Annotated in this window: 33 protein-coding genes; 13 read left to right on the forward strand and 20 right to left on the reverse strand. The window is 60.6% G+C overall.

Annotated features, from left to right (window positions below; translation table 11 throughout):
* From lptC to npr, 8 genes are all read left to right on the forward strand, one after another.
* Window positions 1–226: LPS export ABC transporter periplasmic protein LptC (gene lptC / locus HMPREF3138_RS27215; RefSeq protein WP_246828735.1), on the forward strand; the 226-nt coding region annotated here is incomplete at its 5' end.
* Entirely contained in the window at window positions 195–734 is a 540-nt protein-coding gene (lptA, locus tag HMPREF3138_RS17600; protein ID WP_025304377.1) for a lipopolysaccharide ABC transporter substrate-binding protein LptA, read from the forward strand. The genes lptC and lptA, both read left to right, overlap by 32 nt.
* Window positions 735–740: 6 nt before the next feature.
* The gene (gene lptB / locus HMPREF3138_RS17605; protein WP_004937040.1) at window positions 741–1,466 is read left to right on the forward strand and encodes an LPS export ABC transporter ATP-binding protein; all 726 of its coding nucleotides are present in this window, start codon (window positions 741–743) and stop codon (window positions 1,464–1,466) included.
* A 52-nt stretch (window positions 1,467–1,518) separates the two neighbouring features.
* The gene (gene rpoN, locus HMPREF3138_RS17610) at window positions 1,519–2,952 is read left to right on the forward strand and encodes an RNA polymerase factor sigma-54 (protein WP_038879655.1); all 1,434 of its coding nucleotides are present in this window, start codon (window positions 1,519–1,521) and stop codon (window positions 2,950–2,952) included.
* A gap of 23 nt (window positions 2,953–2,975) precedes the next feature.
* Entirely contained in the window at window positions 2,976–3,263 is a 288-nt protein-coding gene (gene hpf, locus HMPREF3138_RS17615) for a ribosome hibernation promoting factor (protein WP_004937038.1), read from the forward strand.
* Between the two features lie 155 nt (window positions 3,264–3,418).
* Complete coding sequence (gene ptsN / locus HMPREF3138_RS17620) at window positions 3,419–3,880, forward strand: PTS IIA-like nitrogen regulatory protein PtsN (protein WP_016930212.1); 462 nt, start codon at window positions 3,419–3,421, stop codon at window positions 3,878–3,880.
* Between the two features lie 129 nt (window positions 3,881–4,009).
* Window positions 4,010–4,864, forward strand: coding sequence for an RNase adapter RapZ (gene rapZ / locus HMPREF3138_RS17625; protein WP_038879657.1), 855 nt, complete (start codon window positions 4,010–4,012; stop codon window positions 4,862–4,864).
* Window positions 4,861–5,133, forward strand: coding sequence for a PTS phosphocarrier protein NPr (gene npr, locus HMPREF3138_RS17630; protein WP_004937034.1), 273 nt, complete (start codon window positions 4,861–4,863; stop codon window positions 5,131–5,133). The genes rapZ and npr overlap by 4 nt, the downstream gene beginning before the upstream one ends.
* A 40-nt stretch (window positions 5,134–5,173) precedes the next feature.
* Here npr and HMPREF3138_RS17635 read toward each other — a convergent pair whose 3' ends face one another.
* The 10 genes from HMPREF3138_RS17635 to HMPREF3138_RS17680 form a co-directional block, all read right to left on the reverse strand.
* A complete protein-coding gene (locus tag HMPREF3138_RS17635; RefSeq protein WP_038879659.1) occupies window positions 5,174–7,090 on the reverse strand; it encodes a BglG family transcription antiterminator in 1,917 nt (638 codons plus the stop codon).
* Window positions 7,091–7,141: 51 nt separating this feature from the next.
* Window positions 7,142–8,356, reverse strand: a complete 1,215-nt coding sequence (locus HMPREF3138_RS17640; RefSeq protein ID WP_038879663.1) for a lactonase family protein — start codon at window positions 8,354–8,356, stop codon at window positions 7,142–7,144.
* 211 nt (window positions 8,357–8,567) lie between these two features.
* A complete protein-coding gene (locus tag HMPREF3138_RS17645; protein ID WP_038879666.1) occupies window positions 8,568–9,308 on the reverse strand; it encodes a 2-dehydro-3-deoxy-phosphogluconate aldolase in 741 nt (246 codons plus the stop codon).
* Window positions 9,305–10,423: a DgaE family pyridoxal phosphate-dependent ammonia lyase gene (locus HMPREF3138_RS17650; RefSeq protein ID WP_038879668.1), complete on the reverse strand. Its 1,119-nt coding sequence runs from the start codon at window positions 10,421–10,423 to the stop codon at window positions 9,305–9,307. Before HMPREF3138_RS17650 ends, HMPREF3138_RS17645 begins: the two co-directional genes overlap by 4 nt.
* Window positions 10,407–11,546: an amidohydrolase/deacetylase family metallohydrolase gene (locus tag HMPREF3138_RS17655; protein ID WP_038879671.1), complete on the reverse strand. Its 1,140-nt coding sequence runs from the start codon at window positions 11,544–11,546 to the stop codon at window positions 10,407–10,409. Before HMPREF3138_RS17655 ends, HMPREF3138_RS17650 begins: the two co-directional genes overlap by 17 nt.
* A 63-nt stretch (window positions 11,547–11,609) precedes the next feature.
* Window positions 11,610–12,260 carry a DUF4310 family protein gene (locus tag HMPREF3138_RS17660; protein WP_004937013.1) on the reverse strand — a complete coding sequence of 217 codons (651 nt, stop codon included), beginning with the start codon at window positions 12,258–12,260 and terminating at the stop codon, window positions 11,610–11,612.
* Window positions 12,261–12,271: 11 nt separating this feature from the next.
* A complete protein-coding gene (locus HMPREF3138_RS17665) occupies window positions 12,272–13,048 on the reverse strand; it encodes a DUF4311 domain-containing protein (RefSeq protein ID WP_004937006.1) in 777 nt (258 codons plus the stop codon).
* 30 nt (window positions 13,049–13,078) lie between these two features.
* Complete coding sequence (locus HMPREF3138_RS17670) at window positions 13,079–13,375, reverse strand: DUF4312 family protein (protein ID WP_004937003.1); 297 nt, start codon at window positions 13,373–13,375, stop codon at window positions 13,079–13,081.
* Window positions 13,375–13,740: an SFCGS family glycine-rich protein gene (locus HMPREF3138_RS17675; protein ID WP_038879674.1), complete on the reverse strand. Its 366-nt coding sequence runs from the start codon at window positions 13,738–13,740 to the stop codon at window positions 13,375–13,377. The genes HMPREF3138_RS17670 and HMPREF3138_RS17675 overlap by 1 nt, the downstream gene beginning before the upstream one ends.
* Before the next feature lie 36 nt (window positions 13,741–13,776).
* Window positions 13,777–14,103: a glycine dehydrogenase gene (locus HMPREF3138_RS17680; RefSeq protein ID WP_371326907.1), complete on the reverse strand. Its 327-nt coding sequence runs from the start codon at window positions 14,101–14,103 to the stop codon at window positions 13,777–13,779.
* A gap of 444 nt (window positions 14,104–14,547) precedes the next feature.
* Here HMPREF3138_RS17680 and rnk point away from each other — a divergent pair, with 444 nt between their 5' ends.
* Complete coding sequence (gene rnk / locus HMPREF3138_RS17685) at window positions 14,548–14,958, forward strand: nucleoside diphosphate kinase regulator (protein WP_004936993.1); 411 nt, start codon at window positions 14,548–14,550, stop codon at window positions 14,956–14,958.
* A gap of 37 nt (window positions 14,959–14,995) precedes the next feature.
* On the opposite strand, the gene HMPREF3138_RS17690 is transcribed toward rnk, so the two are convergent.
* Window positions 14,996–15,784: a sulfite exporter TauE/SafE family protein gene (locus HMPREF3138_RS17690; protein WP_038879680.1), complete on the reverse strand. Its 789-nt coding sequence runs from the start codon at window positions 15,782–15,784 to the stop codon at window positions 14,996–14,998.
* Between the two features lie 209 nt (window positions 15,785–15,993).
* Here HMPREF3138_RS17690 and HMPREF3138_RS17695 point away from each other — a divergent pair, with 209 nt between their 5' ends.
* Window positions 15,994–16,776 carry an AraC family transcriptional regulator gene (locus tag HMPREF3138_RS17695; protein ID WP_038879684.1) on the forward strand — a complete coding sequence of 261 codons (783 nt, stop codon included), beginning with the start codon at window positions 15,994–15,996 and terminating at the stop codon, window positions 16,774–16,776.
* 4 nt (window positions 16,777–16,780) lie between these two features.
* Here the strand turns inward: HMPREF3138_RS17695 and cybC are convergent, their stop codons facing one another.
* Together cybC and pmbA are read right to left on the reverse strand one after the other, a co-directional pair.
* Complete coding sequence (cybC, locus tag HMPREF3138_RS17700; protein WP_038879687.1) at window positions 16,781–17,167, reverse strand: cytochrome b562; 387 nt, start codon at window positions 17,165–17,167, stop codon at window positions 16,781–16,783.
* A 138-nt stretch (window positions 17,168–17,305) separates the two neighbouring features.
* A complete protein-coding gene (gene pmbA / locus HMPREF3138_RS17705) occupies window positions 17,306–18,646 on the reverse strand; it encodes a metalloprotease PmbA (RefSeq protein WP_038879690.1) in 1,341 nt (446 codons plus the stop codon).
* Between the two features lie 179 nt (window positions 18,647–18,825).
* Between pmbA and yjgA the strand changes: the two genes are divergently transcribed.
* Entirely contained in the window at window positions 18,826–19,374 is a 549-nt protein-coding gene (gene yjgA / locus HMPREF3138_RS17710; protein ID WP_004936968.1) for a ribosome biogenesis factor YjgA, read from the forward strand.
* 30 nt (window positions 19,375–19,404) lie between these two features.
* On the opposite strand, the gene HMPREF3138_RS17715 is transcribed toward yjgA, so the two are convergent.
* From HMPREF3138_RS17715 to aaeX, 5 genes are all read right to left on the reverse strand, one after another.
* Window positions 19,405–19,704, reverse strand: a complete 300-nt coding sequence (locus tag HMPREF3138_RS17715; RefSeq protein ID WP_004936963.1) for a barstar family protein — start codon at window positions 19,702–19,704, stop codon at window positions 19,405–19,407.
* 5 nt (window positions 19,705–19,709) lie between these two features.
* On the reverse strand, window positions 19,710–20,171 hold the full coding sequence (locus HMPREF3138_RS17720; RefSeq protein ID WP_038879693.1) for a ribonuclease: 462 nt from the start codon (window positions 20,169–20,171) through the stop codon (window positions 19,710–19,712).
* A gap of 279 nt (window positions 20,172–20,450) precedes the next feature.
* The gene (aaeB, locus tag HMPREF3138_RS17725) at window positions 20,451–22,418 is read right to left on the reverse strand and encodes a p-hydroxybenzoic acid efflux pump subunit AaeB (protein ID WP_038879696.1); all 1,968 of its coding nucleotides are present in this window, start codon (window positions 22,416–22,418) and stop codon (window positions 20,451–20,453) included.
* Window positions 22,418–23,353 carry a p-hydroxybenzoic acid efflux pump subunit AaeA gene (gene aaeA / locus HMPREF3138_RS17730; RefSeq protein ID WP_038879699.1) on the reverse strand — a complete coding sequence of 312 codons (936 nt, stop codon included), beginning with the start codon at window positions 23,351–23,353 and terminating at the stop codon, window positions 22,418–22,420. The genes aaeB and aaeA overlap by 1 nt, the downstream gene beginning before the upstream one ends.
* A gap of 7 nt (window positions 23,354–23,360) precedes the next feature.
* Entirely contained in the window at window positions 23,361–23,564 is a 204-nt protein-coding gene (aaeX, locus tag HMPREF3138_RS17735) for a p-hydroxybenzoic acid efflux pump operon protein AaeX (protein ID WP_004936952.1), read from the reverse strand.
* Window positions 23,565–23,878: 314 nt separating this feature from the next.
* Here aaeX and aaeR point away from each other — a divergent pair, with 314 nt between their 5' ends.
* Entirely contained in the window at window positions 23,879–24,790 is a 912-nt protein-coding gene (aaeR, locus tag HMPREF3138_RS17740; RefSeq protein WP_004936950.1) for an HTH-type transcriptional activator AaeR, read from the forward strand.
* On the opposite strand, the gene HMPREF3138_RS17745 is transcribed toward aaeR, so the two are convergent.
* Window positions 24,781–25,125 carry a hypothetical protein gene (locus HMPREF3138_RS17745; protein WP_038879702.1) on the reverse strand — a complete coding sequence of 115 codons (345 nt, stop codon included), beginning with the start codon at window positions 25,123–25,125 and terminating at the stop codon, window positions 24,781–24,783. The two genes, aaeR and HMPREF3138_RS17745, sit on opposite strands and share 10 nt — an antisense overlap.
* Window positions 25,122–25,397: a zinc ribbon domain-containing protein gene (locus HMPREF3138_RS17750; RefSeq protein ID WP_038879708.1), complete on the reverse strand. Its 276-nt coding sequence runs from the start codon at window positions 25,395–25,397 to the stop codon at window positions 25,122–25,124. The genes HMPREF3138_RS17745 and HMPREF3138_RS17750 overlap by 4 nt, the downstream gene beginning before the upstream one ends.
* Before the next feature lie 207 nt (window positions 25,398–25,604).
* Here HMPREF3138_RS17750 and HMPREF3138_RS17755 point away from each other — a divergent pair, with 207 nt between their 5' ends.
* Window positions 25,605–26,546 carry a uridine-preferring nucleoside hydrolase UriH gene (locus HMPREF3138_RS17755; RefSeq protein WP_038879711.1) on the forward strand — a complete coding sequence of 314 codons (942 nt, stop codon included), beginning with the start codon at window positions 25,605–25,607 and terminating at the stop codon, window positions 26,544–26,546.
* Window positions 26,547–26,550 lie beyond the last annotated feature (4 nt).

Consider the following 26,550-nt stretch of genomic DNA (forward strand, 5'->3'; position numbering starts at 1 on the left):
AAACAGCCTGACCACCACCTCACAGCTGGAAAAAATTAAGACGGACAACGCTCAGGTAAACCTGGTCACCCAGGACGTCACCTCCGATGACGAAGTCACGCTTTACGGGACCAATTTTACCTCTAACGGCATGAAAATGCGTGGGAACCTGCGGACCAAAACCGCTGAGCTGATTGATAAGGTTAAGACCAACTATGAAATTCAGAACCAAAAACCAACTCCGTAACCTGTTGCTCGGCAGCTTAGTTTTGGCCGCCAGCGCCCCCGCTCTGGCGCTGAAATCCGACTCCAGCCAGCCGGTGAGCATCGACTCGCTCAAGCAGTCGTTGGACATGCAAAGCAACGTCAGTACCTTCACCGACAACGTGGTGATCAAGCAAGGCACCATCGATATTCGCGCCGACAAGGTGGTGGTCACCCGTCCGGGCGGAGATCAGAATAAGACCTATATTGAAGCGTTCGGCAACCCGGTAACCTTCTACCAGATGCAGGACAGCGGCAAGCCGGTCAAAGGCCACGCGCAGAAAGTGCGTTACGACGTGGCGACCCAGCTGGTGACCCTGACGGGCAACGCCTATCTGGAGCAGCTCGACAGCAACGTGAAAGGCGATCGCATCACCTATCTGGTGCAACAGCAGCAAATGCAGGCGTTCAGCGATAAAGGCAAACGCGTGACAACGGTTCTGGTACCGTCGCAGTTGCAAGACAAAAACGGGCAAAAAAAGAGTAACTAATCACTTATGGCAACACTCATCGCAGAAAACCTGGCGAAAGCCTACAAGGGCCGTAAAGTTGTCGAAGACGTCAGCCTGAAAGTGAAATCCGGCGAGATCGTCGGCCTGCTCGGGCCGAACGGCGCCGGTAAAACCACCACCTTCTACATGGTGGTCGGCATCGTGCCGCGCGACGCCGGGCGCATCGTGATCGACGAAGAAGACATCAGCCTGCTGCCGCTGCACGCCCGCGCGCGCCGCGGCATCGGTTACCTGCCGCAGGAAGCGTCGATCTTCCGCCGCCTGAGCGTGTACGACAACCTGATGGCGGTGCTGGAGATTCGCCCCGACCTCACCAGCGAACAACGCGAAGACCGCGCCAAAGAGCTGATGGAAGAGTTCCACATCTCCCATCTGCGCGACAGCCTCGGCCAGGCGCTGTCCGGCGGTGAACGCCGCCGCGTCGAAATCGCCCGCGCGCTGGCGGCCAACCCGAAATTCATTCTGCTGGACGAACCCTTCGCCGGGGTGGATCCGATTTCCGTTATCGACATCAAAAAAATCATCGAGCACCTGCGTGACAGCGGCCTGGGCGTGCTGATCACCGACCACAACGTGCGCGAGACGCTGGACGTATGTGAACGCGCCTACATCGTCAGCCAGGGCAAACTGATTGCCCACGGCACGCCGGATGCTATTCTGGCCGACGAGCAGGTAAAACGCGTTTATCTGGGCGAAGAGTTCCGCCTCTGAGCGCCGGCGCGCCCTGCGGGGCGACACCGTTAACGGAAGTAGACAGAAGACTATGAAGCAAGGTTTGCAACTCAGGCTCAGCCAACAGCTGGCCATGACTCCTCAGCTCCAGCAGGCGATCCGCCTGCTGCAGTTGTCCACGCTTGAGCTTCAGCAAGAGATCCAGCTGGCGCTGGAGAGCAATCCGCTGCTTGAACAGACCGATCTGCACGACGAAATCGACGCCAAAGAAATCCAGGAGACCGAGGGACTCGATACCCGCGAGGCGCTGGAACAGAAAGACATGCCGGAAGAGCTGCCGCTGGACGCCACCTGGGATGAGATCTACACCGCCGGCACGCCGTCCGGCACCGGCACCGACTACAGCGACGACGAGCTGCCGGTCTATCAGGGCGAGACTACCCAAACGCTGCAGGATTACCTGATGTGGCAGGTGGATCTGACGCCGTTCTCCGATACCGACGCCGCCATCGCCACCTCCATCGTCGACGCGGTGGACGACACCGGTTATCTCACCGTGCCGCTGGAAGACATTCTGGAAAGCCTGGGCGATGAGAACGTGACCCTCGAGGAAGTCGAGGCGGTGTTGAAGCGCGTGCAGCGTTTCGATCCGATCGGCGTCGCCGCGCGCGATCTGCGCGATTGCCTGCTGGTGCAGCTCTCCCAATACGCTAAAGACACCCCTTATCTGGCCGAAGCGCGGCTGATCATCAGCGACCATCTGGATCTGTTGGCCAACCACGACTTTCGCAGCCTGATGCGATCAACCCGGCTAAAAGAAGATACACTGAAAGAAGCGATGCTGCTGATTCAGTCGCTCGATCCGCGCCCGGGGCAGTCGATCAATACCGGCGAATCGGAGTACGTAATTCCGGACGTGCTGGTGCGCAAGACGCAGAACACGTGGACGGTCGAGCTCAACGGCGACAGCATACCGCGATTGAAGATCAATCAGCAGTACGCCGCGCTGGGCAACAACGCCCGCAGCGAAGCCGACGGCCAGTTCATCCGCAGCAACCTGCAGGAAGCCAAGTGGCTGATTAAAAGCCTGGAGAGCCGCAACGAGACGCTGCTGAAGGTCACCCGCTGCATCGTCAGCCAACAGCAGGCGTTCTTCGAGCAAGGCGAAGAGTTTATGAAACCCATGGTGTTGGCGGATATCGCCCAGGCCGTGGAGATGCATGAATCGACGATCTCGCGCGTCACCACGCAGAAGTTTCTGCACAGCCCGCGCGGCATTTTCGAATTGAAATATTTCTTCTCCAGCCACGTGAATACCGACAGCGGCGGCGAAGCCTCCTCGACGGCGATCCGCGCGTTGGTGAAGAAATTGATTGCGGCGGAAAACCCCGCCAAACCACTCAGCGACAGCAAGCTGGCCACCCTGCTTTCCGATCAGGGGATCATCGTGGCGCGGCGCACCGTCGCCAAGTACCGAGAGTCTTTGTCCATCCCGCCGTCGAACCAGCGTAAACAGTTGGTTTGACCTCTATTGAGAAGGAAGACACTATGCAGCTCAACATTACCGGACACCACATCGAAATCACCGATCCGTTGCGCGAGTTCGTGAACAACAAGTTCGCCAAACTCGAACAGTATTTTGATCGCATCAATCAGGTGTATGTTGTATTAAGTGTGGAAAAAGTGCAGCAAATTGCGGAAGCAACGGTGCACGTGAATGGAGGCGAGTTGCACGCCACCTCGGAAGACGAGAATATGTATGCCGCAATTGATACGCTGATCGACAAATTGGCGCGCCAATTGAACAAACATAAAGACAAATTGAAGCAACACTGACACCCTAACCCATTCCGTGAGGTTGCCTCCGTCGCAGCCTCGCCCTTCGGCGCGTGACCCGCATGGGTGGCGCGCCGAACGGTAATCAGGGTTAAAACCGACGAAAAACCGCCTTGCCGGGTACGCCCGGCAGCGCGGGTTTAAGTGAAGATGAGATGAACAACGAATATATGCAATTAAGCTCGGTGTTAAACATCGAGTGCACCAAAAGCTCGGTACACTGCACCAGCAAGAAGCGGGCTTTGGAAATTATCAGCGAACTGGCCGCCAAACAGCTCAATCTGCCTTCGCAGGTGGTGTTTGACGCGGTTCTCACCCGGGAGCGCATGGGCAGCACCGGTATCGGCAACGGTATCGCCATTCCCCACGGCAAACTGGAAGAGGACACACTGCGGGCCGTTGGCGTGTTTATCCGTCTCGACCAACCCATCGCTTTCGACGCCATCGACAACCAGCCGGTCGATCTGCTGTTCGCGCTGCTGGTGCCTGCCGATCAGTGCAAAACCCATTTGCATACCCTGTCGCTGGTCGCCAAACGCCTGGCTGACAAAACCGTATGCCGCCGCCTGCGCGCCGCGCAGAGCGACGAAGAGCTTTACCAAATCATCACCGAGTGAGGCCCGGCCGGCGTGACTTCCAGCCCGGATAACGCTACTGTTTCACGATGACGGATCCGGCTGCGGCCGGAATAACAAAGTTTCCACCGGTGGCGATGAACGCCGCCGCGATGCCAGGGGAGTTGCCACATGGTGCTGATGATTGTCAGCGGCCGTTCCGGTTCCGGAAAATCCGTCGCCTTGCGGGCGCTGGAAGACATGGGTTTTTACTGCGTTGACAACCTGCCGGTGGTGCTGCTGCCGCAGCTCGCCAACACGCTGGCGGAACGCAATATCTCCGCGGCGGTCAGCATCGACGTGCGCAACATGCCGGAATCGCCGGAAGTGTTCGAATACGCGATGACTCAGCTGCCGGACAGCTTCTCGCCGCAGCTGCTGTTCCTCGACGCCGATCGCAACACGCTGATCCGCCGTTACAGCGACACCCGCCGCCTGCATCCGCTCTCCAGCAAAAACCTGTCGCTGGAAAGCGCCATCGACGAAGAGAGCGATCTGCTCGAACCGCTGCGCTCGCGGGCTGACCTGATTATCGACACCTCGGAAATGTCGGTGCACGAACTGGCCGAGATGCTGCGCACCCGCCTGCTGGGTAAGCGTGAGCGCGAGCTGACCATGGTGTTCGAATCCTTCGGCTTCAAGCACGGCATTCCGATCGACGCCGACTACGTGTTCGACGTGCGTTTCCTGCCTAACCCGCACTGGGATCCGAAGCTGCGGCCGATGACCGGTCTGGACAAGCCGGTCGCGTCGTTCCTCGATCGTCATACCGAAGTGCACAACTTCATCTACCAGACCCGCAGCTACCTGGAGCAATGGCTGCCGATGCTGGAAACCAACAACCGCAGCTACCTGACGGTCGCCATTGGCTGTACCGGCGGTAAACACCGCTCGGTGTACGTGGCGGAACAGCTGGCCGATTACTTCCGCTCGCGCGGCAAGAACGTGCAGTCGCGCCACCGCACGCTGGAAAAGCGCAAACCATGACGGTCAAACAGACGGTTGAAATCAAAAACAAGCTGGGCATGCACGCGCGCCCGGCGATGAAACTGTTCGAGCTGGTGCAAAGCTTCGACGCCGAGGTGATGCTGCGCAACGAAAGCGGCACCGAAGCCGAAGCCAGCAGCGTCATCGCGCTGCTGATGCTGGACTCCGCCCAGGGCCGGCATATCGAAGTCGAAGCGACCGGCCCCGACGAAGTCAACGCGCTGGCGGCGGTGGTCGAGCTGTTCAACTCCGGGTTTGATGAAGATTAGTCACTGAGGGCGCTTCTGCGCCCAATCACTCACATGCCCCTCAACTCCGGCTCAGGCAGTCCAGCGCTACCGCTTTAAAGCTGTCGAAGCTGTCGCTGCCCAACAGGCGGCTCATTGAGCGTTCACGCACGAAGGTGACGAACAGCTCGTAGATCGCCATCGCCTCTTCATAGTCGCTCTTGCTGATCGCCAGCAGGAAAATCACGTGCGCGACCTCGCCTTCTCCCCAGGCGACGCCCTGCGGCGCCAGCAGCGTCACCACCACGGTCTTTTTGGCCAGCAGCCCCAGCGAGTGCGGCAGCGCGATGCCCTCGCCCAGCAGCGTGGAAACGATCGCTTCGCGTTCGACCAGCGACGGATAGAAGTCCGCGCCGACGTACCCCTCCTGCTCCAGCTGGCCGCACACCCGGCTGAACAGCTCCGCCTGCGTCAACGGCTCGTTGAGCACCATGAAATGCTCGGCGTCGAAGAACTTCTCCAGCATGTACGGTCGGGTGCGATCCACCAGCACCAGCTTGCCCAGTTGCTCCAGCTGGTAATCGGTCGGGAACGGCGACATCACCACCACAGGCTTGTTCTTTTCGCCGATGCGGGCGTTGGAAATCACGAAGTCTTCGTCGATATGTGCAAGCATCTCGTAATCGCGCAGTGAGACGATGCGCGTCATCACCAGCTGCGGATACTTGCGCGCAATCTGCGCCTGGATCATGCGCACCGTCGAGTTGCCGGTATCGCACACCAGCATCACCTGCGGGTGGCGTTCATAACCGATGTTGTAATGCCGCTCCAGCCCCACGCCGATGTGCAGCACCAGATAGCCAATTTCGTTCTCGCTCAGGGTATAGGGGGTGTATTTACCCCAGCTGGAGACCGCCGCCAGCGTCACGTCGTAAGCCATCGGATAGTGCTGCTTGATGTTGGCCAGCAGCGGATTGGGGATATTGATCTGGTATTTCACCCGCGTAATCATGGTCTTGATATGGGTGAGCAGATCGGCCCGCAGCTGCTCGTCGCCCTGCAGGTTGTAGTTATAGTGTGCGTTGATGTAGGACAGGATGTAGTCCACCAGCGCTTCTTCATCGTCGGCGTTGATCTCGGTCGGCTGCACGTCCTGCACGCGCCGCGCGGCAATGTTGACCCGCAAATAGGCCTCTTCGGCCATCGAGATCTCTTTGCCGGAGGCCGAACGCAGCTCCGCCGCCAGGCGGGTCGACACCTGACGCACCGCGTCGTCGCCGTCTTCCACCTCGAAGTCCGGCAGCGGATAGCCGTCGTTGATGCGCCGCAGCGCCACCGCGCAGTAGAAGATCAGGTACTGCTCGCCCTCGTCCGTCAGGCGAATGGCATATTGCGACAGCAGCGGGTGCAGCAATCCGGCGAACGCCGCTACCTGCGGCTGCAGCAGGATCTCGTTGTTGAGCAGCGGGTTCTCGGCGTCGGCCAGCTGCAGCTGGAACAGCAGATCGGTGAGACAGGCGCGGATCGCCATCTCAGCGCCGAACAGCTTCATACCGTAGCGCGGCTTGGTTTCGATCGTCAATTGATAGTGCGCCAGACGCTCTCTCACCTCAGCCATGTCGTTTTGCAACGTACCGCGGCTGACGAACCACTCGTCGGCCAAATCTTCCAGTTTAAGGGAGAAGGCTGAGGTCAAAAAACGCACCAGCAGATAATGCACCCGCTCCTGCGCGCTGCGCGGGGTGGCGTGCTTGCGGCGCTCCTGATGCTGCAGAGCGCTGAACAGCGAGGCGTTATCGACCTGCAGGCGATAGCCGGCCCCGCGGCTATGCACGAAACGCGCGCCGTATTTGTCCAGAATCTCGTTCAGCGCGGTGATGTCCGCCCGCACCGTGCGGGTGGACACGGCGAAACGCTTCGCCAGCTCATCCTGCGGCAAAGTCTCGGTTTGCAAAGCATCGAACAAGTAAGCCAAACGCGGGTAAGGAAATCGCACCATTCTGTGTCCGTCAATCAGGCAACCCGCCCGGTGAACCGGGCGGGCCACGGGTTACTTCGGCGGCGGCAGGAACGCCATTTGCGAGGGGCTGCCGATCGGCAGATAGCCGCCCACAAAGCTGAGTTTGCCGTCCGTCGGGTTTACGCTGAAGCGGGTAACGTTATCGCTGCGCTGGTTCAACGCATACAGATAGCGGCCATCCGGGCTCAGCGCCAGCGAACGCGGGTAATCGCCACGCGTCCAGGTTTCAGCCACCGGCCTCAACTCACCGCCGGCGCCCACGCTGAACTGGGCAATGCTGTTGTGCAGCCGGTTGGCGACGTACAGCGTGTCGCCGTTCTTACTGAGCGCCAGCCCCGAAGCGAAGCTGGTGCCCTGATACTCGGCGGGCAGCGCGGAAACCGCATGCAGTTGTTTCAGAGTACCTTTTTGGCGATCAAAACGGTAGCTGGTCAACGTCGAGGCCTCTTCGTTCACCAGCAGCACGGTTTCGCCGTCCGGATGGAACACAAAGTGACGCGGCCCCGCGCCGGCGGAAGAGGCGGCGATCCACGGCGGATCGTTCGGCGTCAGCCGGCCGCTCGCGGCGTCAAAGCGCCATTGGTAGATGCGATCCAACCCCAGATCGGTGGAGAACGCGAACTTACCGCTCGGATCGCTGGCGATCATATGGGCATGCGGACCATTGTGATCGCTGATGGCGAAGCTGCCGTTCACCGCCGCCGCCGGTTTGGCCGCGCCCGCCGGGCCCTGCTGTTGCTGCACCGAGCTGGCGGCGCCCAGGCTGCCGTCCGCTTCGATCGGGAAAGCCGCCACGCTGCCGCTGACGTAGTTGGCCACCAGCAGATACCGCCCGTCCGGCGTCGATGAGAGATACACCGGCCCCGCCCCCTGCGAATCCACCTGGTTGAGCTGCGTCAGGCCGCCGTCGGCCGGATTGACCCGATAAGCGGTGATGCCGCCGTGTTTGCCGCCGTTGAAATCGGCCACTTCGCTGGCGACATACAGCGTCTTGCCATCGGCGCCCAGCGTCAACTGCGCCGGATTCGGCACTTTGCTGACCAGCGTAGTGTGGCTCAGCGCGCCGCTGGCCGGATCGACCTGCACCCGGTAAACGCCTTCGCCGTTGGGATTGTAGGTGCCGATATAGGCGAAATGAGATGACGTGGAATTCATTGCATCCTCAGCATGCAGCGCCGGGCCGGTCACGGCCAGCAGCGCCAGGAACAACGCGGTGCGTCGGGTTGGGGCCTGCCAGTTTCGCATAGTAATCCTCAGTATATATCCGTCATCTTTCAAGCCGCAGCGTTGTTGGCTGCCCGCACTCACCCCAGTCACTTACTTAAGTAAGCTCCTGGGGCTCCTGCGCTTGCCGCCTAGCTGCAACTTGAAAGCTATAGGCTATAGGTAACGGCGCGACATGCCGCGCCAGGGGAAAACCTTCGCCTCCCAGCGCTTACCTCATCCCATTACGCGTTCAGCCCACCAGCTTTTTGGTCATCGCCAGCAGGGTTTTCACGTCCTGCGGACGCGTGTCGCCGCTGGCGGCGTCGATGATCGAGCTGTAGATATGCGGGATCACGCGTTTCACGCCGGCCGCCAGTGCAATCTCGACGATCGGCTCGTAGTTCTCCAGATCGATGCCGCCGGTCGGCTCCAGCATAAAGTCATGCTCGGCGCAGGCCTTGGCTACGTACTGGTATTCGTCCTTGCACTTCAGGCCGCCCATCGGGAAATACTTGATCGAGCTACCGCCCATGTCCTTCAGCAAGGCGATGACGGTTTCCACCGGCACGATGCCGTCAGGCGCTGCGGCACTCAAGGGGCCGGTAGAAATCTTCACCCAGCCGACGCGGCCGGTCGGCGATACCAGGCCGTTGACCACGCTGTCGTTCTGGCCCAGCAGCGCGCGGCTGGCGCCGACGCCGGTAAACACCTGGTTAACGTGCTGCGGCTGCACCTGCTGAGCGATCAGGCTGACCATCGCCGACTGTTTCGGATCGCCGGCACCCAGGCCGACCGACAGCGCGTTTTCAATCAGGCGCGCATAGCGCAGCATGTCGGTCACCGCACTGTCGACGTCCGGGTAGTTCTTGGAGAGCACGCCCACCAGCACATGGCCTTCCGCCGCGGCGTAGATGTCCTGCGCGTTGGCTTTGGAGCCGGCCAACACGTTCAGGCAGACGCGGTCGCGATAGTAGTTAGGCTGCAGCTTCATGCTTGTTTCTCCGTAAACAGGTTTTTGATACAGCTAAAGACGGTCATCAGCTGTTGCTCGTCGACGCTGCGCACGTCGACCTCAATCTTGCCCTCGTTGGCCTTGTAACCGCGGAAGTAGATGGCAATATCGCCGGTTTTCAGCGCCTGGACGATGTCATAGGTCGACCGCCCCAGCACCGCTTCATCGAAGGCGATCTCGGCGCGGGCGATATCGCGGCCGGCGCTGTCCCAGACGGTCTTGGCGCTGACGCCGGTCAGGGTATTGAGGCCGTCGAGGAACGGCGTCATCCGCTCCACCATCTGTTGCCCGGTGGTTTTCTCAAGCGTCAGATAGCTTTCAATCGCCTGCGTCAGGCCGAGGATGCCCTCTTTGCCGACCTTCATCGCCCGGCCGATGCCGCCGGACTGCAGCTTCACCCACTCGACGTACTGTTTTTTGCCGATCACGAGACCGCTGGTCGGCCCCTCGATGGCTTTGGCGCCGCTGTAGATCACCAGATCGGCCCCCATCTGGTAGTAACACATCAGATCTTCTTCCGCCGCGGCGTCGACGATCAGCGGCAGATTATGCTTGCGCGCCACTACCGCCGCCTGTTCGACGGACAAAATGCTTTTCTGCACGCAGTGGTGCGATTTGACGTACAGGATCGCCGCCGTCTGCGGCGTGATGCAGGCTTCAATCTGCTCCGGCGAACATTCGTTGGCGTAGCCCGCCTCCACCACCTTGCCGCCGCCCAGTGCCACCATGGTGTCCACCGGCGCGCCGAAGTTGACGTTGTGACCGCGCGGCAACACGATCTCGCGCGGCACGGCGATCGGCGCCGAGTGCAGGTTCACCAGCAGATTGGCGTTATCTTTGACGATCGCTGCCGCCACCGACTGGGCGATGCCCGCCGAGGCGCAGGAAACGATCACCGCGTCCTCCACATTGAGCAGATCGGCGATGTAGGCGCCGGTCTTGTTGACCAGATCCTTGATTTCGAAATAGTGACTCAGGCCGTAGTCAACGGCGTCGATCACGTCCTGGCGCGGCGTGGAAACGCCAAGAATGGTCATGCGGCCGGAGGTGTTGATCACCTGCTTCAAACCGTATTTTTCATAAATCGAAGACATGGGCTGCCTCCCCTTGTTCGGTTAATAGGATTTCCCCGGCCACCACCGCGGCCAGCGGCACCAACAGCTGTTCGCCCGCGGCGGTTTGCCCTTCGGCGTCGGCGAACACCTGCGGTTCGCGGCGCAGTTCAAACAGCGTGAAATCGGCGTCATAGCCCGGCTCCAACCGCCCTTTGCCGCTCAGCTGCAGCGCCGACGCGGCGTTCTCCGTCACGCAGGCGATCACCTGCGGCAGCGTCAGGCCGACGCTGAAAAATTTGGACATCACCGTCGCCAGACTGTGCACCGGCCCGTTCATGCGGTTGCGGCAGTAAATATCGGAGCTGATGGTATGCGGCAAAATGCCCAGCTTGATCGCCTGGCGCGCCACCTCGAAGCTGAAGCTGGCGGTGCCGTGCCCCACGTCGAGCAACACGCCGCGCCGCAGCGCGCGCTGGATCGACTCGCGCAGCGTGCCCGCCGGCGTCAGAATGCGGTTCGGTTTACCGTTGTAGCAGTGGGTGATGATGTCGCCACGGGTCAGCAGATCGGCGATCTCGTCCAGATTCGGCGGGTTGTTGCCGATATGCACCATCAGCGGCAGCTGGCGGTTTTCCCGCTGGATCTCTTTGGCCAACACCAGCGGCCGGGTGCCGTTCTTGCCCACCACGCTGCTGCTCATGCGCGCCTTGATGCCGATGATAAAACCGGGATGGTTGGCGATGGCCTGGCCGGCCTCGTGCTTGTCGATGTCCGTCAACTCCGCCAGCTCGTTCTGCCGCAGCAGGCCGATGCGCGAGATGTTGAGGAAGGCGAAAACGTTGGTTTTGGCGCTGCGCGTCAGCTGATAAAAGGCGTCGATATCGTCGGCGCCGGTGCTGCCGGCATCGACCACGCTGGTAACGCCGCTGGCGACGCCAACCCGATCCGGCTCGTCATGGTAAATCGGCGAGTCGGGATAGCAGTGCACGTGCGCATCGATCCAACCGGCGCTCAGGCGGCAGTTGCCCGCCAGATCCAGCTGGCGAACGGCGCTGACGTCCGCCGCCAACCGCCCGACCGAGGCTATTTTGCCGTCTTTCACCGCCAGATCGATCAGCGTGTCGTCCGCCAGTCTGGCGCCTCTGATTACTAAGTCATACATACCGCATTGCTCCTGTTAGCCCGGGCGCCGCCGCAGCATCGGGCGGCGCCTGGCGCAGGCCTCTTAAGAAATGGCTACCGGGAAGATCGCCCCCAGGATCATCGCGCCGAGGATCGCTCCGCCGGTGATCGGTTTACCCCAGATATAGAACAGCAGCGCGCCGAGCAGCGAACCGATGCCGATCGGGATCGAGGCGGTCATCGCCGACAGGATGATCAACGGCCCGAGGAAGCGGCCCGACGAGTTGCCCGCGCCCATCATCACGTCCGCCCCGTAGGTGGAGTTGCTCTGATTGATGGTGAATTTGCGCGCCAGGATGATCACGTAACCGATCGCCAGGCCGATGATCAGGCCGGTGGCCAGCGAAGCGGCGAAGTTGGCGACCGGGAACACGATGCCGGCCCCCAGCAGCAACGCCGGTACGCCCAGCCCGACGCCGGTCTGGATCGCGCCACCGATGTCCAGGATACCCACCAGCGAGCCTTCGATGATGCGCGCGAACAGGAAGCTGGCGCCGAACGCCGCCACCGCGCCATACACGCCGGTATCCATCCCCGCCCGCAGCATGGAAACGAACGCCACTTCGTTAAAGGCGCCGATGCCGTACAGGTAGTACATGTGCGTCCCGGCGAACACGCCGGAGGACAGCAGGCCAACAAAAATCGGGAATGACCAGTCGGCGTACCAGAAGCCTTTTTGGGTTTGCTCTTCCATCATCCCGCTCCTTATTTACCGCTCAGGGTGTTGTGAATGGCGTCCAGCCAGCCCGGCACGCCGAGGCTGAAGGACTCGAGAACTTTCATGTCGAAGCCGCGGAAGAAGCCGCTCAGCACGAACAGCAGCACGATCACCGCCATCATGATCTTGGTGATCTTGTTCCAGCCACTCTCTTCCACGCCTTTGCCGATCAGAATGCCCAGCACCAGGCCCGGTACGGCGTTGCCCATGATCAGCTGCGCCAGGCCGCCGAAGATGGTGCCCCAGAAGCCGGAACGGCGCCCGGCGTCGATCGCCGCCAGCCAGAAGATCACCGGCATCACGGTGTTCACCAGCAGGTTGGCCGCCGGCACCAGCACCTTGATCGCGGTGACCTGCAGCGCGGCAGGCACGGCGGAAGCGGTGGTATTGAGGAACGCCACCACCAGCATGCCGATGATGCCGCAGGCAATAGCCATTTTTTTCGGATCGTGCAGCGTTTGCGCCAGATTGCGGTTCTTGACCATCAGGGCCGCCGCGCCCCAGTGCGGGATGATGCGGTGGTCGACGTCCTGCGTGAAGGAACCCGCCGCCACGGAAGACGCCCAGGCGTTGAAGAAGAAGCCCAGACCGAATGAGAAGTGGGAAGCCGGATCGCCCTCGCAGGAATTCAGCTCGCCCAGGGTGCGAAACGCCCCCATGCCCTGTGTTGTCGGTGCGTGGAACATGCGCGCGGCGCCGGCCCCTACGCCGACCCCCACCAGCCCACCGATAATAATCGATTTAAATAAGATGATTAAAAACATCAGTATACCCTTTCATTTATGCTAACGTTTTTATTTCGTGACGAAGACAACCTTCTCGGTATTGATAATGGTTACGTTCACGGTTATTTCCAGAGAAACGGCATAGCTCTTTCTTTCACGCGGCAAAAAGAAGAAAAGAAATTTCTCTTTAGTTATTTTCTCTTCCGCTTTCACTACGCTGACGTCCTGCGGTTCGATACGCAGCAGAATATTGTTGGTGGACTTTAATACCGCGCCCTGCACATTAGCCAAGGCGGAAGCAAAAGCTTTCGCTTTGCTGTCGCCTTTACCCTCCACCTTTACCGATGTGGTATATTGCTCTTTCATTATGGATTGCCATGTTTTTTGACGTAAGCTTCCACCAGTTTCTGGCCCAGCTCTTCTTTATCCATAAAGCCGAAGCCCAGCACGTTGTAGCCTTCGTTAATTGCCGTCACGCCCTCTTCCACCGAACGCATGCCATATTTAGCCTTGTAGCCGTGTTTGGTTTGCGCGGTAATCGCGCCGGCGCCGCCGCTGCCGCAAAAAGAGATGCCCAGCTGCGCGTTTTCCGCTTTCATGACGTCGCCCAGCTTCATGTCCGCCGCGACGCTGGGGATGACCACCGCTTTTCCGCCTGCGCTTTCAACGCCTTGGCCAACTTTTTGCCCTTTGCCCAGACGATCGCCGATCACTACGATAATTTGACCCATGGTATATTCTCCTGATTGAAATCGATGCGTTAACCGCTATGCGTTATTATCTTTCGCCACTTCGAAGTGCACTGACAGCAAATAGGCTTCTTCGATAGGCAATGTGCCAAACTGATTCACCACGCGCTCCGCCATTTGCATGGATTCGGCAGAGATTTCGTCGAACAACGATTTATCCACCTCCGGCAACGGCTCACCGGTTATTGAACGCAGCACCATGGCGCGAATATGCGATTCCAGCATCTGTTGCTGCACCGCATTGGTATAAATATTTTCAGCATTCAGCATCGCGGTAATATCCGCCAACACCCGAGCAGCGATCGCTCCGGCTTCGCTGACATCGGATTTTTCAATTTCTTTTATCGAAGCAGATCCATCATTCACTTTTCAGTACCCCTAGATCCTACATTAATCAGTAAGCCGTAAAGCGCATCACCTGAATAACCCGCTTTCTGTGATGTCTTTACCCTACCCCCGGTAGGATTTTCTGTGTAGACCGGTTTTTTCCAGTTCGAAGTGGAAATCGAATGACGCGTGGGGATCCATTTCGCAAAACGACGCGGCGGCGAAAAAGTCAATGAGATAACAAAAACATAACCGGGCTAACCGTTTCTTTTGCCACGATTGACGATAAAAGCCTTCGTGATCGGGATCTCTTTCTTTTCTCGCCCCAACCGCCTACTATCAATGGGACAAATCGACATTACCCACACCCCCGCTCCTCTGGCGCGGGGGTGTTGCTTTGTGTTGTTTTTCCGAATTTATGGGCGCAAAGACTGGCGCCCTTTGATTTGACTGGAGAGTGGAATGACCAAACCCATCATTACTATTAATGAGCTGGATGCGGAACGCCTGGATGCGCTATTGGAACAACCGGCCTTCGCCAACACCGACGTCGCCGCCGCGCTGAACGACGAGTTGGATCGCGCGGAAATCCTGCCGCCGGAGAAAATGCCGGCCAACGTGGTGACCATGAACAGCCGCGTGCGTTTTCGCGATCTGCACACCGATGAAGAGCACGTGCGCACGCTGGTTTACCCGGCATCGCTGAAAGACAGCCACGATCAGCTGTCGGTGATGGCGCCGCTGGGCGCAGCGCTGCTCGGCATGCACGTCGGCAAGCAGATCTCCTGGCAATTGCCGAACGGTGAAGAAGCGCGGATTGAAGTGCTGGAATTGCTGTACCAGCCGGAAGCGGCGGGCGAATACCACCGTTAAGCGGTTTTCAGGGCGGCATCCGGCCGCCCTTTATGTCTCAAATGCAGATAGCGATCAGCACGGCGATCAGCAGCAGCACGTAGATTTTGGCATGCAGCGCATCGCTCACCTTAGGCAAGCAGCGCCTGGCAAACACGATCCCCGCAATCCCCGCGACCACCAGCAACCCCAGAATGTTGAGATTGACGTAGCCCAGATACTGCGGCCCGCTCATCTCGTGCCACCCCAACACGATATACATCAGCGCCCCGATCACCGCCACCGGGATCGACAGCGGGTTGGCGGCGCTGACGCAATACTTCATGTCATAACCATGGCGACGCAGCAGCGGCACGGTCATCACGCTGCCGCCCACCCCCAGCAGGGTGGCGATGCCGCCGATCAGCGGCCCGCCGCCCCACAGCGTGACGGTGGACAGTTCGGCGCGCGCCGGTTTGATCAAAAAACCCCGGCGGAACAGGCAGTCGGCGATGGTCACTGCCATATAGACCACAAACAGCCCGCGGATCACGCCGTCCGCCAGCAGCGAAGAGGCGAACGCGCCCAGCGCCGCGCCGATGCCGATGAAAAAGATCAGCGGCACGATGGTTTCACGCAGCAGGTTGCCGCTGCGCCAGTTGGTCAGCGTGGCGTAACTCGCGTTGAGGATCATCACCGCCGTCGAGGTCGCCACCGCGATATGCATCGCCTGGCCGGGCTGCTCGCCCGACGCGGAGATCAGGTGATAGACGAAAGGCACCACCACAAAGCCGCCGCCGAAGCCGAACAGAATGGTGGTGATGCCGGTCAGAAAACCGGCACCCAGCACAATCAAGGTTTCAATCATGGCCGTGCGCCCGCACGAAGTCGCAGAACGGCCCCACCGGCGGCAAATGCGCCCTAAAGGCACGCCCGTCCTTAAACGTTACTTTTTTCATATTCAACTGTCCTATCGCGGTGCGAAAACTGGATGGTAAGGCGCGACCCACTGGCTTGCTTTATATGAAAGGCCAACTATCATTGCGTTTCGGCCAATCTGCCCGCCAAAGGAGGCCCATGCGCAACGTCCGCATTGACGACATCGATCACGTAGCGCGCGCGGTGATCGCCATCGGCACCGACTACCCGCCGGGCCATCTGCTGCCGATGCACAGCCACCGGCGCGCGCAGTTGCTGTACGGCGCCACCGGCGTCATGCATGTTTTTACACAGCAAGGCAATTGGGTCGTCCCGCCGCAGCATGCGGTGTGGCTGCCGCCGCAGATGCCGCACGCGGTGAGGATGGTCGGTGTCACCACCCGCAGCCTGTACCTCGAACCGGGTGCGTTGTCCGCTGAACAGCCGCAGGTCTGCCAGGTGGTCAGCGTCACCCCGCTGATGCGCCAGCTGTTGATGGCGGCGGTGGATATGCCGCTGGAGTATGAGCAAGACGGGCGCGACGGAGCGCTGGCAACGCTGCTGCTGCATGAGCTGGCCCGGCTGCAACCCTTGCCGTTGCACATCCCGCTGCCCGCCGATCCTCGGCTGGGCGAGCTGTGCCACGCCTTTTTGCAGCACCCCGACGCTCACGACTCCGCGCAGCGGTGGGCCCCTCGTCTGTACATGAGCATTCGCACCTTCAGCCGCTTCTTTCGCGCGCAGACCGGCCTGCCGTTTTCGCAATGGCGCCAGCGCGCCTGCGTGGTGCTGGCGCTGGCGCTGCTGGCCGAAGGGCGCAGCGTAACGCAGGTGGCGATGGAAATGGGATATGACAGCAGCGCGGCGTTTTCAACCATGTTTCGCCGCGTGCTGGGGCAAGCGCCCTCCTCCTATCTGACGGAAGACGGGCGCGACGGTTGACGGGTTAGCGGAATTTCTTGTGGTTGGCGTCGCGGGTTTGCTTGAAGCCCTGCGCCAGCTGCTTCGCTTCGGCGACTTTGCCCTGATTGGCCAGCGCCAGCGCCTGATCGATCTGGCCGATCAGGGTATCCAGCCCGTGGCGGAAATCTTTCATTTCCGGACTGTCGGCGGCTTTGTCCTCCAGCTTCGGCGGAGTGCCCTGTTTGGCGTCCTGCGCGGCGGCGCGCATGTTTTGCAGGCTCTGTGTGAGGGTAGCGGCGGAATCGGTATTCAGCACCGTTTTGTAGTTTTCCGCCAGGGTGTCCATATCGTCGCCCAGATCGGCGGCGGCCGCCAGCGAACTGGCCGCCAGCAGCGTCAACGCCGCCAGCGCTTTCAGGGTATTCTGCATGTTTGCTCACCTTCCATTTATTGTTTTAATTAACCCACCGTTACCATAGGCAAGGCCGGGCAAAACCGAAACCGGAGATTTGTAAGCAAGGTTGAGACGGGATAACGCGCGGCCGACGGGCGCCGGCCGCGCAGAGGATCATTGACCGGCGATCTTCATTTCCGGCAGCAGCACCGAACCGCACTGGATATTGCTGCGGGTTTCGATATCGCTGCCGACGCTGACGATATTGCGCAACATGTCTTTCAGGTTGCCGGCGATGGTGATCTCGCTGACCGGGTATTGGATCTCGCCGTTTTCCACCCAGAAGCCGGCGGCGCCGCGCGAGTAATCGCCGGTAACGCCGCTGACGCCCTGGCCCATCAGCTCGGTCACCACCAGGCCGGTGCCAAGCTGTTTCAACATGCCGGCGAAGTCCGCGCCCTGCCCAGCAATGCGCCAGTTATGGATGCCGCCGGCATGGCCGGTGCTGTGCAGGCCCAGCTTGCGCGCCGAGTAGCTGGTCATCAGCCAGGTTTGCAGCACGCCGTCCTTGACGATATCGCGCCGCTGGGTGCGCACGCCCTCGCTGTCGAACGGCGTCGACGCCAGCCCTTTCAGCAGGTGCGGATGCTCCTCGACGGTCAGCCACGCCGGCAGAATCTGCTGGCCGAGCGAGTCCAACAGGAAGGTCGACTTGCGGTAAACGCTGCTGCCGCTGATGGCGCCTACCAGATGGCCGAACAGCCCGGTGGCTACCTCGGAGGCGAACAGCACCGGCGCCTTCATGGTCGACAGTTTGCGCGGCGCGAGGCGCGCCAGCGTGCGGCGGGCGCACTCCTGCCCCACCCACTCGGGGCTTTGCAAATCGCCCATCGCACGGCCGATGGTGTAAGCGTAATCTCGCTCCATATCGCCGTCCTGCTCCGCAATGACGCAGCTGGACAGCGAGTGGCGGCTGGAACAGTAGCTTTGCAGCATGCCGTGGCTGTTGCCGAACACCTTGATGCCGTAGTGGCTGTTGAAGCTGCCGCCTTCGGTGTTGGTGATGCGCTTGTCCGCCGCCAGCGAAGCCTGCTCGGCGCGCGCCGCCAGCTCGATGCCGCGATCGGCGTCCAGCTCGATCGGGTGGAACAGATCGAGATCCGGCGCCTCGAACGCCAGCAGATCTTTCTCCGCCGGGCCGGCGCAGGGATCTTCAGAGGTGTAGCGCGCGATATCCAACGCCGCCTGCACGGTGCGGGCGATGGCGTCCGGGCTGAGATCGGTGGAAGAGGCGCTGCCTTTGCGCTGACGGTGATACACGGTGATGCCCAGCGCTCCATCGCTGTTGAACTCGACGTTTTCCACCTCGCCGAAGCGGGTACTGACGCTGATGCCGGTCGATTTGGTGACCGCGACTTCCGCCGCGTCGGAACCGGCGCGGGCCAGCTCCAGCGCCTGAGAGACGGCCTGTTCCAGCGCCTTGCGCTGTTCTGCAACTTGAGTGACTACTTTCATCAATCTGCCATAATTAATCAGAAAATCGTTGAGAAAAGTGCCGGAGCGGCGTAGTTGTGCACGCGGGGCGGCGCGCAAAAATCCTGAGATCTCTGCCGTTGAGTCTAACAGGAACCGCGTTGAATTTCGCATAAAGCCGGCAACCTGTTAGGATTAGCCTCTTTTTAACGGAGCCTACCATGAACAAACAGCCTGAAGACTGGCTCGACGATGTCCCGGAGAATGAAAACGAGGACGATGACGAGATTATCTGGGTCAGTAAAAGTGAGATTAAACGTGATGCCGAAGCGCTGAAAGACCTGGGGGCCGAAATGGTCGATCTGGGCAAAAACGCGCTGGACCGCATTCCGTTGGACGAAGATCTGCGTGCCGCCATCGAGCTGGCGCAAAAGATCAAGAAAGAGGGCCGCCGCCGTCAGCTGCAGCTGATCGGCAAGATGCTGCGCGCCCGCGATATCGAGCCGATCCAGACCGCGCTCGACAAGCTGAAAAACCGCCACAACCAGCAGGTTTCGCTGTTCCATAAACTGGAAGCGCTGCGCGACCGCCTGGTGGAAGAAGGCGATGACGTCATTCCGTCTATCCTGGATCTGTATCCGGCCGCCGATCGCCAACAGCTGCGTTCACTGGTGCGCAACGCGCAGAAAGAGAAGGCCGCCAACAAGCCGCCTAAGGCTTACCGCCAGATCTTCCAATACCTGCGCGAACTGGCCGAAGCGGCTGACTAAGCGCCGCCGCCATCCCGGGATGAATCCGTTTCATCCCCGGTGATGGGCCGGCTCGCCGCTGCTTTCGCGGATATTGAAGCGCAGGCTGCCTTCCAGCTCTTCTTCCGCCTCTTCAAACAGCAGAATGATCGCGCCGAAACGGCGCTTGCTGCGGGCATTCAGGTGGGTGAATTCGATTTCCACCGGCAGGCCGATATCGCCGGTCACCACGTCCCACAGCGCGTCGAGGTTGGCGCCGAACCCCTCGTCCAGCGCAAACTTGTGCGCGAAATCGCGGTAGAAGGTCGGCACATCCTGGATCTGTTCAAAATCAAACTCTACTTTTGCCATCAAACTCACTCCACACGAATGAAGTTTTTGTAATGGTCGCGCGTGACGAAGATCAGACCGTCGCTCGAATACAGCAGGCGATCGGCGCCGCGCCGGCCACACTGATAATTGATGTCCGCTTCGCGCCAGACCCGGCCGCCGGCGGTCGGCAATTGCCCTTCACGGTTAGAGAATCGATCGCCGCCAATCGCCTTGCCCGGCAATACCGCACAGAGGTTGCCTGAACGCGGATCCCAGCCCTGCTCGCGCGCCTGCTTCTTGGTGACGTAATAATCCGGCAGCCGCTGATGCTGCTGCAGGTAACTCACCACCGTTTGCTGCTGCGTGAGCCGATCGATGCTCTGCTGCTGCCCCGCCGGCACCACCGCCGGGTTGCCGCCGATCGCACGGTGCTCGTTGCCGCGCAGCGCGCTGAAGACGGCGATGATCACGGCGATGACAATCGCCACCAGAATCCGCTTGTTCATGACATTCCCTGAAATTATGCCGCCGAAGGCGCCGCAGCTCCCCCAGGCTAGTTAGGTATATAGTCGACCAGGATGAAACTAAGATGACCGGCAAGTAACGTTTTCGCGGCGGCTAAGGTTTCATCCATTCATGACAATGATGCCACTTTCCAGCCGTTCTGGCACTCGGAGTCTCTCTGAAAACGGGCCGCCTCTTATGAGACGGCCGCCGTACCAGGCGCTGCTTTCAGTATAGTCAGGGAAGGCGCCGCACAACGCGGCGCAACAGAAGGGAACGCATCAATCGATCAAGGCGTGGCGATAGCGATGCAGCATGTCGGCCAGGCGTTTCACCGGCCCGGTGACGCTGAGCGGCGCCTGGTTGTCCACCAGCTTTTGCTGGTACTCGTTCATTTCACCCAGCAAGCGATCGTAGTAATAGGCGCGCTTGACGTCGTTCTTGGCCGAGACCACCCGATCGGCGGTGCTGCGGATCTGGCGGTGAAAGGCCGACAGCTCTTCGCTGACCGGAATTTCCGCCCGCTGCATACGCTGGTGGGCGATGATCAGGTTCAGCGCCAGACGGTACTTGGCGATGTCGTTCGGGAACATCATCAGCAGCTGGTTAAGCTGTTGATACAGCGCCGGCAGGTGGTTCTGCCGACGGCGCGCCGCCTTGGTAGTCAACGCCGACACCGCGCTGCTGACGAACTGGTTGAGCAGCGTGCGGCCGGTGCGTTCGCGTGAATTGTCGCGGATCAGCAGCAGCACCATCAGCCCGACGCAGCTGCCGAGGAACTGGCCGAGCGCCCCGTCGAGAAACTGGGTGACGTTGAACTCCATCGGGTTGCTCAGCACCAGAATGTTGATCGTCCCCGCCAGCAGCCCCAGCGAACCGAGCCGCCGCTTCTGCACCTCGATGCCGATGAAAAACGCCAACAGGCCGAGGCTGAGACACAACAGCAAAATGCTCTGCTGCGTCGCCGGCAGGATCACCATGAAGAACAGGGAACCGACCGGGATCGCCGCCAGCATGCCCAGCACGAAATCCATCGCCACCATGCGCGGCGCCGGGGTGCGCATCGCCAGCGAGGTGATCACCGCGATGATCACCATAAAACCGCTGCCGGACGTCCAGCCGGTCCACAGCCACAGCAGGCTGCCGAACGCCGTCGCCACAAAGGTGCGCAGGCCGTTGATCATCGCGTGGTGCCCTTCTGCCGAGGTCGGCTTGACCACGGTTTCATTGCTCAACACGCCTTCTTCCACCGCGCTGATGCTGCCGTTGGTGTGTACGCCCTTCGACAGCAGCAGGTAGCGCGTCGCCGCGCCGACCCAGCCGGTGAGGGTCGGCAGAGTTTCCTCGGAGCGATGCGTGGTCAGCACCTGGCGCAACAGCTTCATGCGCTTGTGGATCTCCTGCGGGTTTTCCGCCGGCACCATCAGCTGCTCCCGCAGGCTCGCTTGCAGCGCGTCCGGGTGATTCAGCAGGATCAGATAGGTTTCGCAAGCCTGGGTGATCAGCGTCAGCGACAGGGTATGCAGCGCCTTCACCCGGCGGTTGACCTTCTGCCAGCGCGAGGACTCCATCATCAGGTTGTTGCGCATGCCGTCCAGCGCCGTGGTGCTCTTCACCAGATTGCTCCAGGCGCGGTCGATGTCTTCTTTGTCGGCGTTACTGATGCACATCTGCATCAGGCGATATTGATCCACCAACAGCTGATCCACCGCTCGATCGATGTCCTGCTTGATCGAACGCGGCGAGAACAGCAGATCCGCCAATACGGCGCTGACGATCCCCAGCACGATCTCGCTGCAACGCTCGATGGCGAACTGCGGCGCTTCCAGCAGATGGGCCTCGCTGGTGGCGACCGTCACGATGATGATCAGCGCGGTATAACCGGCCAGGCCCCAGGCGTAGGAGTTCTCCACCTTGATCAGCGAAGAGAGCCAGGTGCAGAAACCGGCCCAGATACAGCACAGCAGCAGCATCACCACCGGCGCACGGGCGGTGGTGATGATAATGATCAGGCCGACGAAGCAGCCGATAAAGGTGCCGATGATGCGCAGCCAGCCGCGGTGGCGGATGGCGCCGGAGAAGGGTTCGCCGCCGGCGGCAAAGGCCGGGCCGGCGGCGACGATGGCGGCGGTCATCGCCGACCAGCGCGGGGTTTCCAGATTGAGATGAAAGCCGACGAACAGCGCAAACACAATCGCGAAGCTGAGTTTGAAGGCAAATCTCAGCCGGATAAAGGTTGGGCTGTTCATTAGCCGAACTCACGCAGCCGGTGCATCAGGCGCACAAAGGGCGAACCGCTGTCGGCATTGCGATCGTTCTTGCCGACGATCACCACGGTGGCGGTAGTGCCGGCCGGGTACGGATGCTGTTGGTCCTTGGCGTCCAGCAGGATCTTCACCGGCACACGCTGCGCCAGACGCACCCACTCCAGGTTGCTGTCGATCGAGGCCAGCCCTTTGTTGTTGACTGTGCTGCTGCTGTTGTTCACCGCCGCCGCCACGCTGTCGACGGTGCCGTGCATGATGCGGTTGCTGCCGAGCGGGGTGATCTCCGCACGGTCGCCCTTATTCAGGCCGTTCAGCTTGGTTTCTTCCAGGTACGCCAGGATGTAGAAGGAATCTTTCTTCACCAGCGCCACCGCGACCGATCCACGGGTGATGTATTCCCCGGCGTGGACGTTGAGGTTGGTGATCCAGCCATCGGCCGGGGCGCGCACCGTGGTGCGCTCCAGATCCAGCTGCGCCAGCTCGCGCGCCGCCACGGCCTTCGCCAGCTGGTGTTGCACGGTCTGCAGCGAGTTGTTCGACTGGTCGATTTCTTCCTGCGACATCGCCTGCACGCCCAGCTTCACGCGGCGGCCGGCCTCACGCCGTTTTTCCGCCGCCAGCGCTTGATAGTAGGCGACGTCGGCGCCGGCTTCCGCCAGCGCCTGCTCATAGCGCGGCCGATCGACCACGAACAGCACCTGCCCTTTCTTCACCAGCTGGTTGTCCACCACCGGCACGTCGGTCAGCAGGCCGCTGACGTCCGGCGCGATCGCCACCACGTCGGCGGTAAACTTGGCGTCACGCGTCCACGGCGACTCGGTGTAGAACACCCAAGCCTTAAATACCGCGGCGATACCCAGCAGCACAAGAATCAAAGTGATCGCGATTCGGGTTATTTTTATCGAAAAATTTTTCACAGCGACCTCAAACAAAAAGACATGAAATCAGATAAAACAAGCAGCAATACAGCGCGGTGTTAAACAGCGCCGGATGCCAGACAAAATCGTAAATCCCCGTCGGCTGCAGCAGGCGGCGCAAGAGAAAAAACAGCGCCAGCGACACCAGCAGCTCGAAAAACACCGGCGGAAACGACAGTCCGAAGATGACCATAACCGGAAGCAAACTCATCACTTTTTCCTTATTGTTCACTACGCCGGGGAAAGACACATCTCGCCATTCACATTCTCTTTACATTTTAGCGTGCGTGCGCCACAAATCTTGACCGGACAGCTTGTCCAGGTCACGAACCCGAAAAAAGGTTAAACTTTGGGGCAGACATCCACGACAGGGATTGCGAGGGTGCCGGAGGAGCGGCAGGATTACGTCGCCGATCGCTCTCGCACGTTGGTAAGGTCTATTCACCCGACCACGTTATATTAGCCTGCTTACTATCAAGGCATCAACAATCTGTGATCTAAATCACTTTTAAGCCAGAGTGAATAATGGAAAGATTAAAACGGATGTCGGTATTCGCCAAAGTGGTTGAGTTCGGGTCGTTTACCGCGGCCGCGCGCCAACTCGACATGAGCGTTTCATCGATCAGCCAAACCGTCTCGAAACTGGAAAATGAGCTGCAGGTCAAGCTGTTGAACCGCAGCACGCGCAGCATCGGCCTGACCGAGGCCGGCAAAATCTACTATCAGGGCTGCCGACGCATGCTGCAGGAAGTCAGCGAAGTGCATGAGCAGCTGTATGCGTTTAACAATACGCCTGCCGGCACGCTGCGCATCGGCAGTTCATCCACCATGGCGCAAAACGTGCTGGCGAACATGACCGCCGAGATGATGAAAGAGTACCCGGGCCTGACGGTCAACCTGGTGACCGGCATTCCTGCTCCGGACCTGATCACTGATGGATTGGATCTGGTGATCCGCACCGGCGCGCTGCAGGACTCCAGCCTGTTCTCCCGTCGCCTGGGGCAGATGCCGATGGTGGTGTGCGCCGCCAAAAGCTACCTCAGCCAGCACGGCACGCCGCAGAAGCCGAGCGACATGGTCAACTTTTCCTGGCTGGAGTACAGCGTGCGCCCCGACAGCGAATTTGAACTGATGTCGCCGGAGGGCATCACCACGCGCATTTCACCGCAGGGGCGCTTCGTCACCAACGACTCCTCCACCATGATCCGTTGGCTGAAAAACGGCGCCGGCATCGCCTACGCCCCGCTGATGTGGGTGATCGAAGAGATCAAGCGCGGCGAGATCGAGATCCTGTTCAAAAGCTACCATTCGGATCCGCGGCCGATCTACGCGCTCTATACCGAGAAGGACAAACTGCCGCTGAAGGTGCAGGTGTGTATCAACTACCTAACCGACTATTTCGAACGCGTGGCGGCGGTCTATCAGGGCTATCGCTGAGCGGCGCTCAAATAGCGGTGCGCCAGCGCGCCCAGCAGCATCAGCGCCAGCATGCCGAGGCCCCATAGCAGCCAGACGGCGTAGCCGGCCCAGTTCAGCAGCAGAGGAAAATAGCTCGCCAGCCCGCTGCCCAGCTGTTTCAGCCACGGCAGCCAGGCGTCCAGCACCGTCTGCGGCACCAGGCTCAGCGCACCGTTCACCGGCAACGATGCATTCCCGGCTGCCTCCGCCAACGCCGGGAGCCAGGCCAGCACGCCGGCCACGCCCCAGGCCAGCAGCGTCCATAGCGCCATGGCACCCAGCAGCAGCGCGGCTGTCCAACCGCCCCGGTTCACGGTACACCGCCGCCGCACTGCGGGCAAAAGCGGCTGCCCGGCGGCAACGGCGCGGCGCACTGGCCGCAGGTGGCGCTCACCGCGGCAAATGGCTGACCGCAGCGATGACAATAACGTGCGCCCGGTTTATTCACCGCCTGGCATTCCGAACACTGCGACCCCGGCTCGCCATGCTGGTTATAGCGGTTGCCATGATGCCCGCCGCGGTGACCCGCGCGCTGATGACCGCCGTTAACACCGCCTTGACCCAACAACCTTTTCAGTAAGCTCATCCCGTCTCTCCTCTGTACATTGACGCTGAAGCTCACTGTAAACCCTGGAGTAAACTCCAGGGTAAAGCCCGGCGATGAGGATTTACGTTTCATTACATCGAAAAAGTGGCAAGGCTTTGATGCCGCTAACAAAAGCACCATCGGCATTATCCCACGCCGCCGCACTGCGTTATGCTGCGGGAACCTCTCCCTGCATCAGGAATAACCATGAAAAAAATCATACTGGACTGTGACCCGGGGCATGACGACGCCATCGCCCTGCTGCTGGCCTGGGGCAATCCGCAGATCGACCTGCTGGCGGTCACCACCGTGGTGGGCAATCAGACGCTGGACAAAGTGACGCGCAACGCGCTGGCGGTGGCACGCATCGCCAATATCACCGGCGTGCCCTTCGCCGCCGGCTGCCCGCGCCCGCTGGTGCGCAATATCGAAGTGGCACCCGACATTCACGGCGATTCCGGCCTCGATGGCCCGGTGCTGCCGGAACCCCACCTGCAGCTGGACTCGCGCCACGCGGTGGATCTGATCATCGATACCGTGATGGCTCACCCGCCCGGCAGCGTGACGCTGGTGCCGACCGGCGGCCTGACCAATATCGCCATGGCAGTGCGCAAAGAGCCGCGCATTGCCGAGCGGGTCAAGGAAGTGGTGCTGATGGGCGGCGGCTACCACGTGGGCAACTGGAGCGCGGTGGCGGAGTTCAATATCAAAATCGATCCTGAGGCGGCGCACATCGTGTTTAACGAAAAATGGCCGCTGACCATGGTCGGGCTGGATCTCACCCACCAGGCTTTGGCCACGCCGGCAGTCTGCGAGCGCATCGCCACCCTCGGTACCCGGCCGGCCGCCTTCGTCGGCGAACTGCTGGCATTCTTTGGCCGTATGTACCAACAGGCGCAGGGCTTCAGTGCCCCGCCGGTACACGATCCTTGCGCAGTCGCCTACGTGATCGATCCGAGCGTGATGACGGTGCGCAAAGCGCCGGTGGATATCGAACTGACCGGCACCCTGACGCTGGGCATGACGGTCGCGGACTTCCGCGCGCCGCCGCCGCCGGACTGCCACACCCAGGTGGCGGTCAAGCTGGATCAGGATAAATTCTGGGATCTGGTGGTAGATGCGCTGGAGCGGATTGGCGAAATGGAGTGAGATC

It is taken from the genome of Serratia sp. HMSC15F11 (assembly GCF_001808215.1).
Classification (GTDB): domain Bacteria; phylum Pseudomonadota; class Gammaproteobacteria; order Enterobacterales; family Enterobacteriaceae; genus Serratia; species Serratia nevei.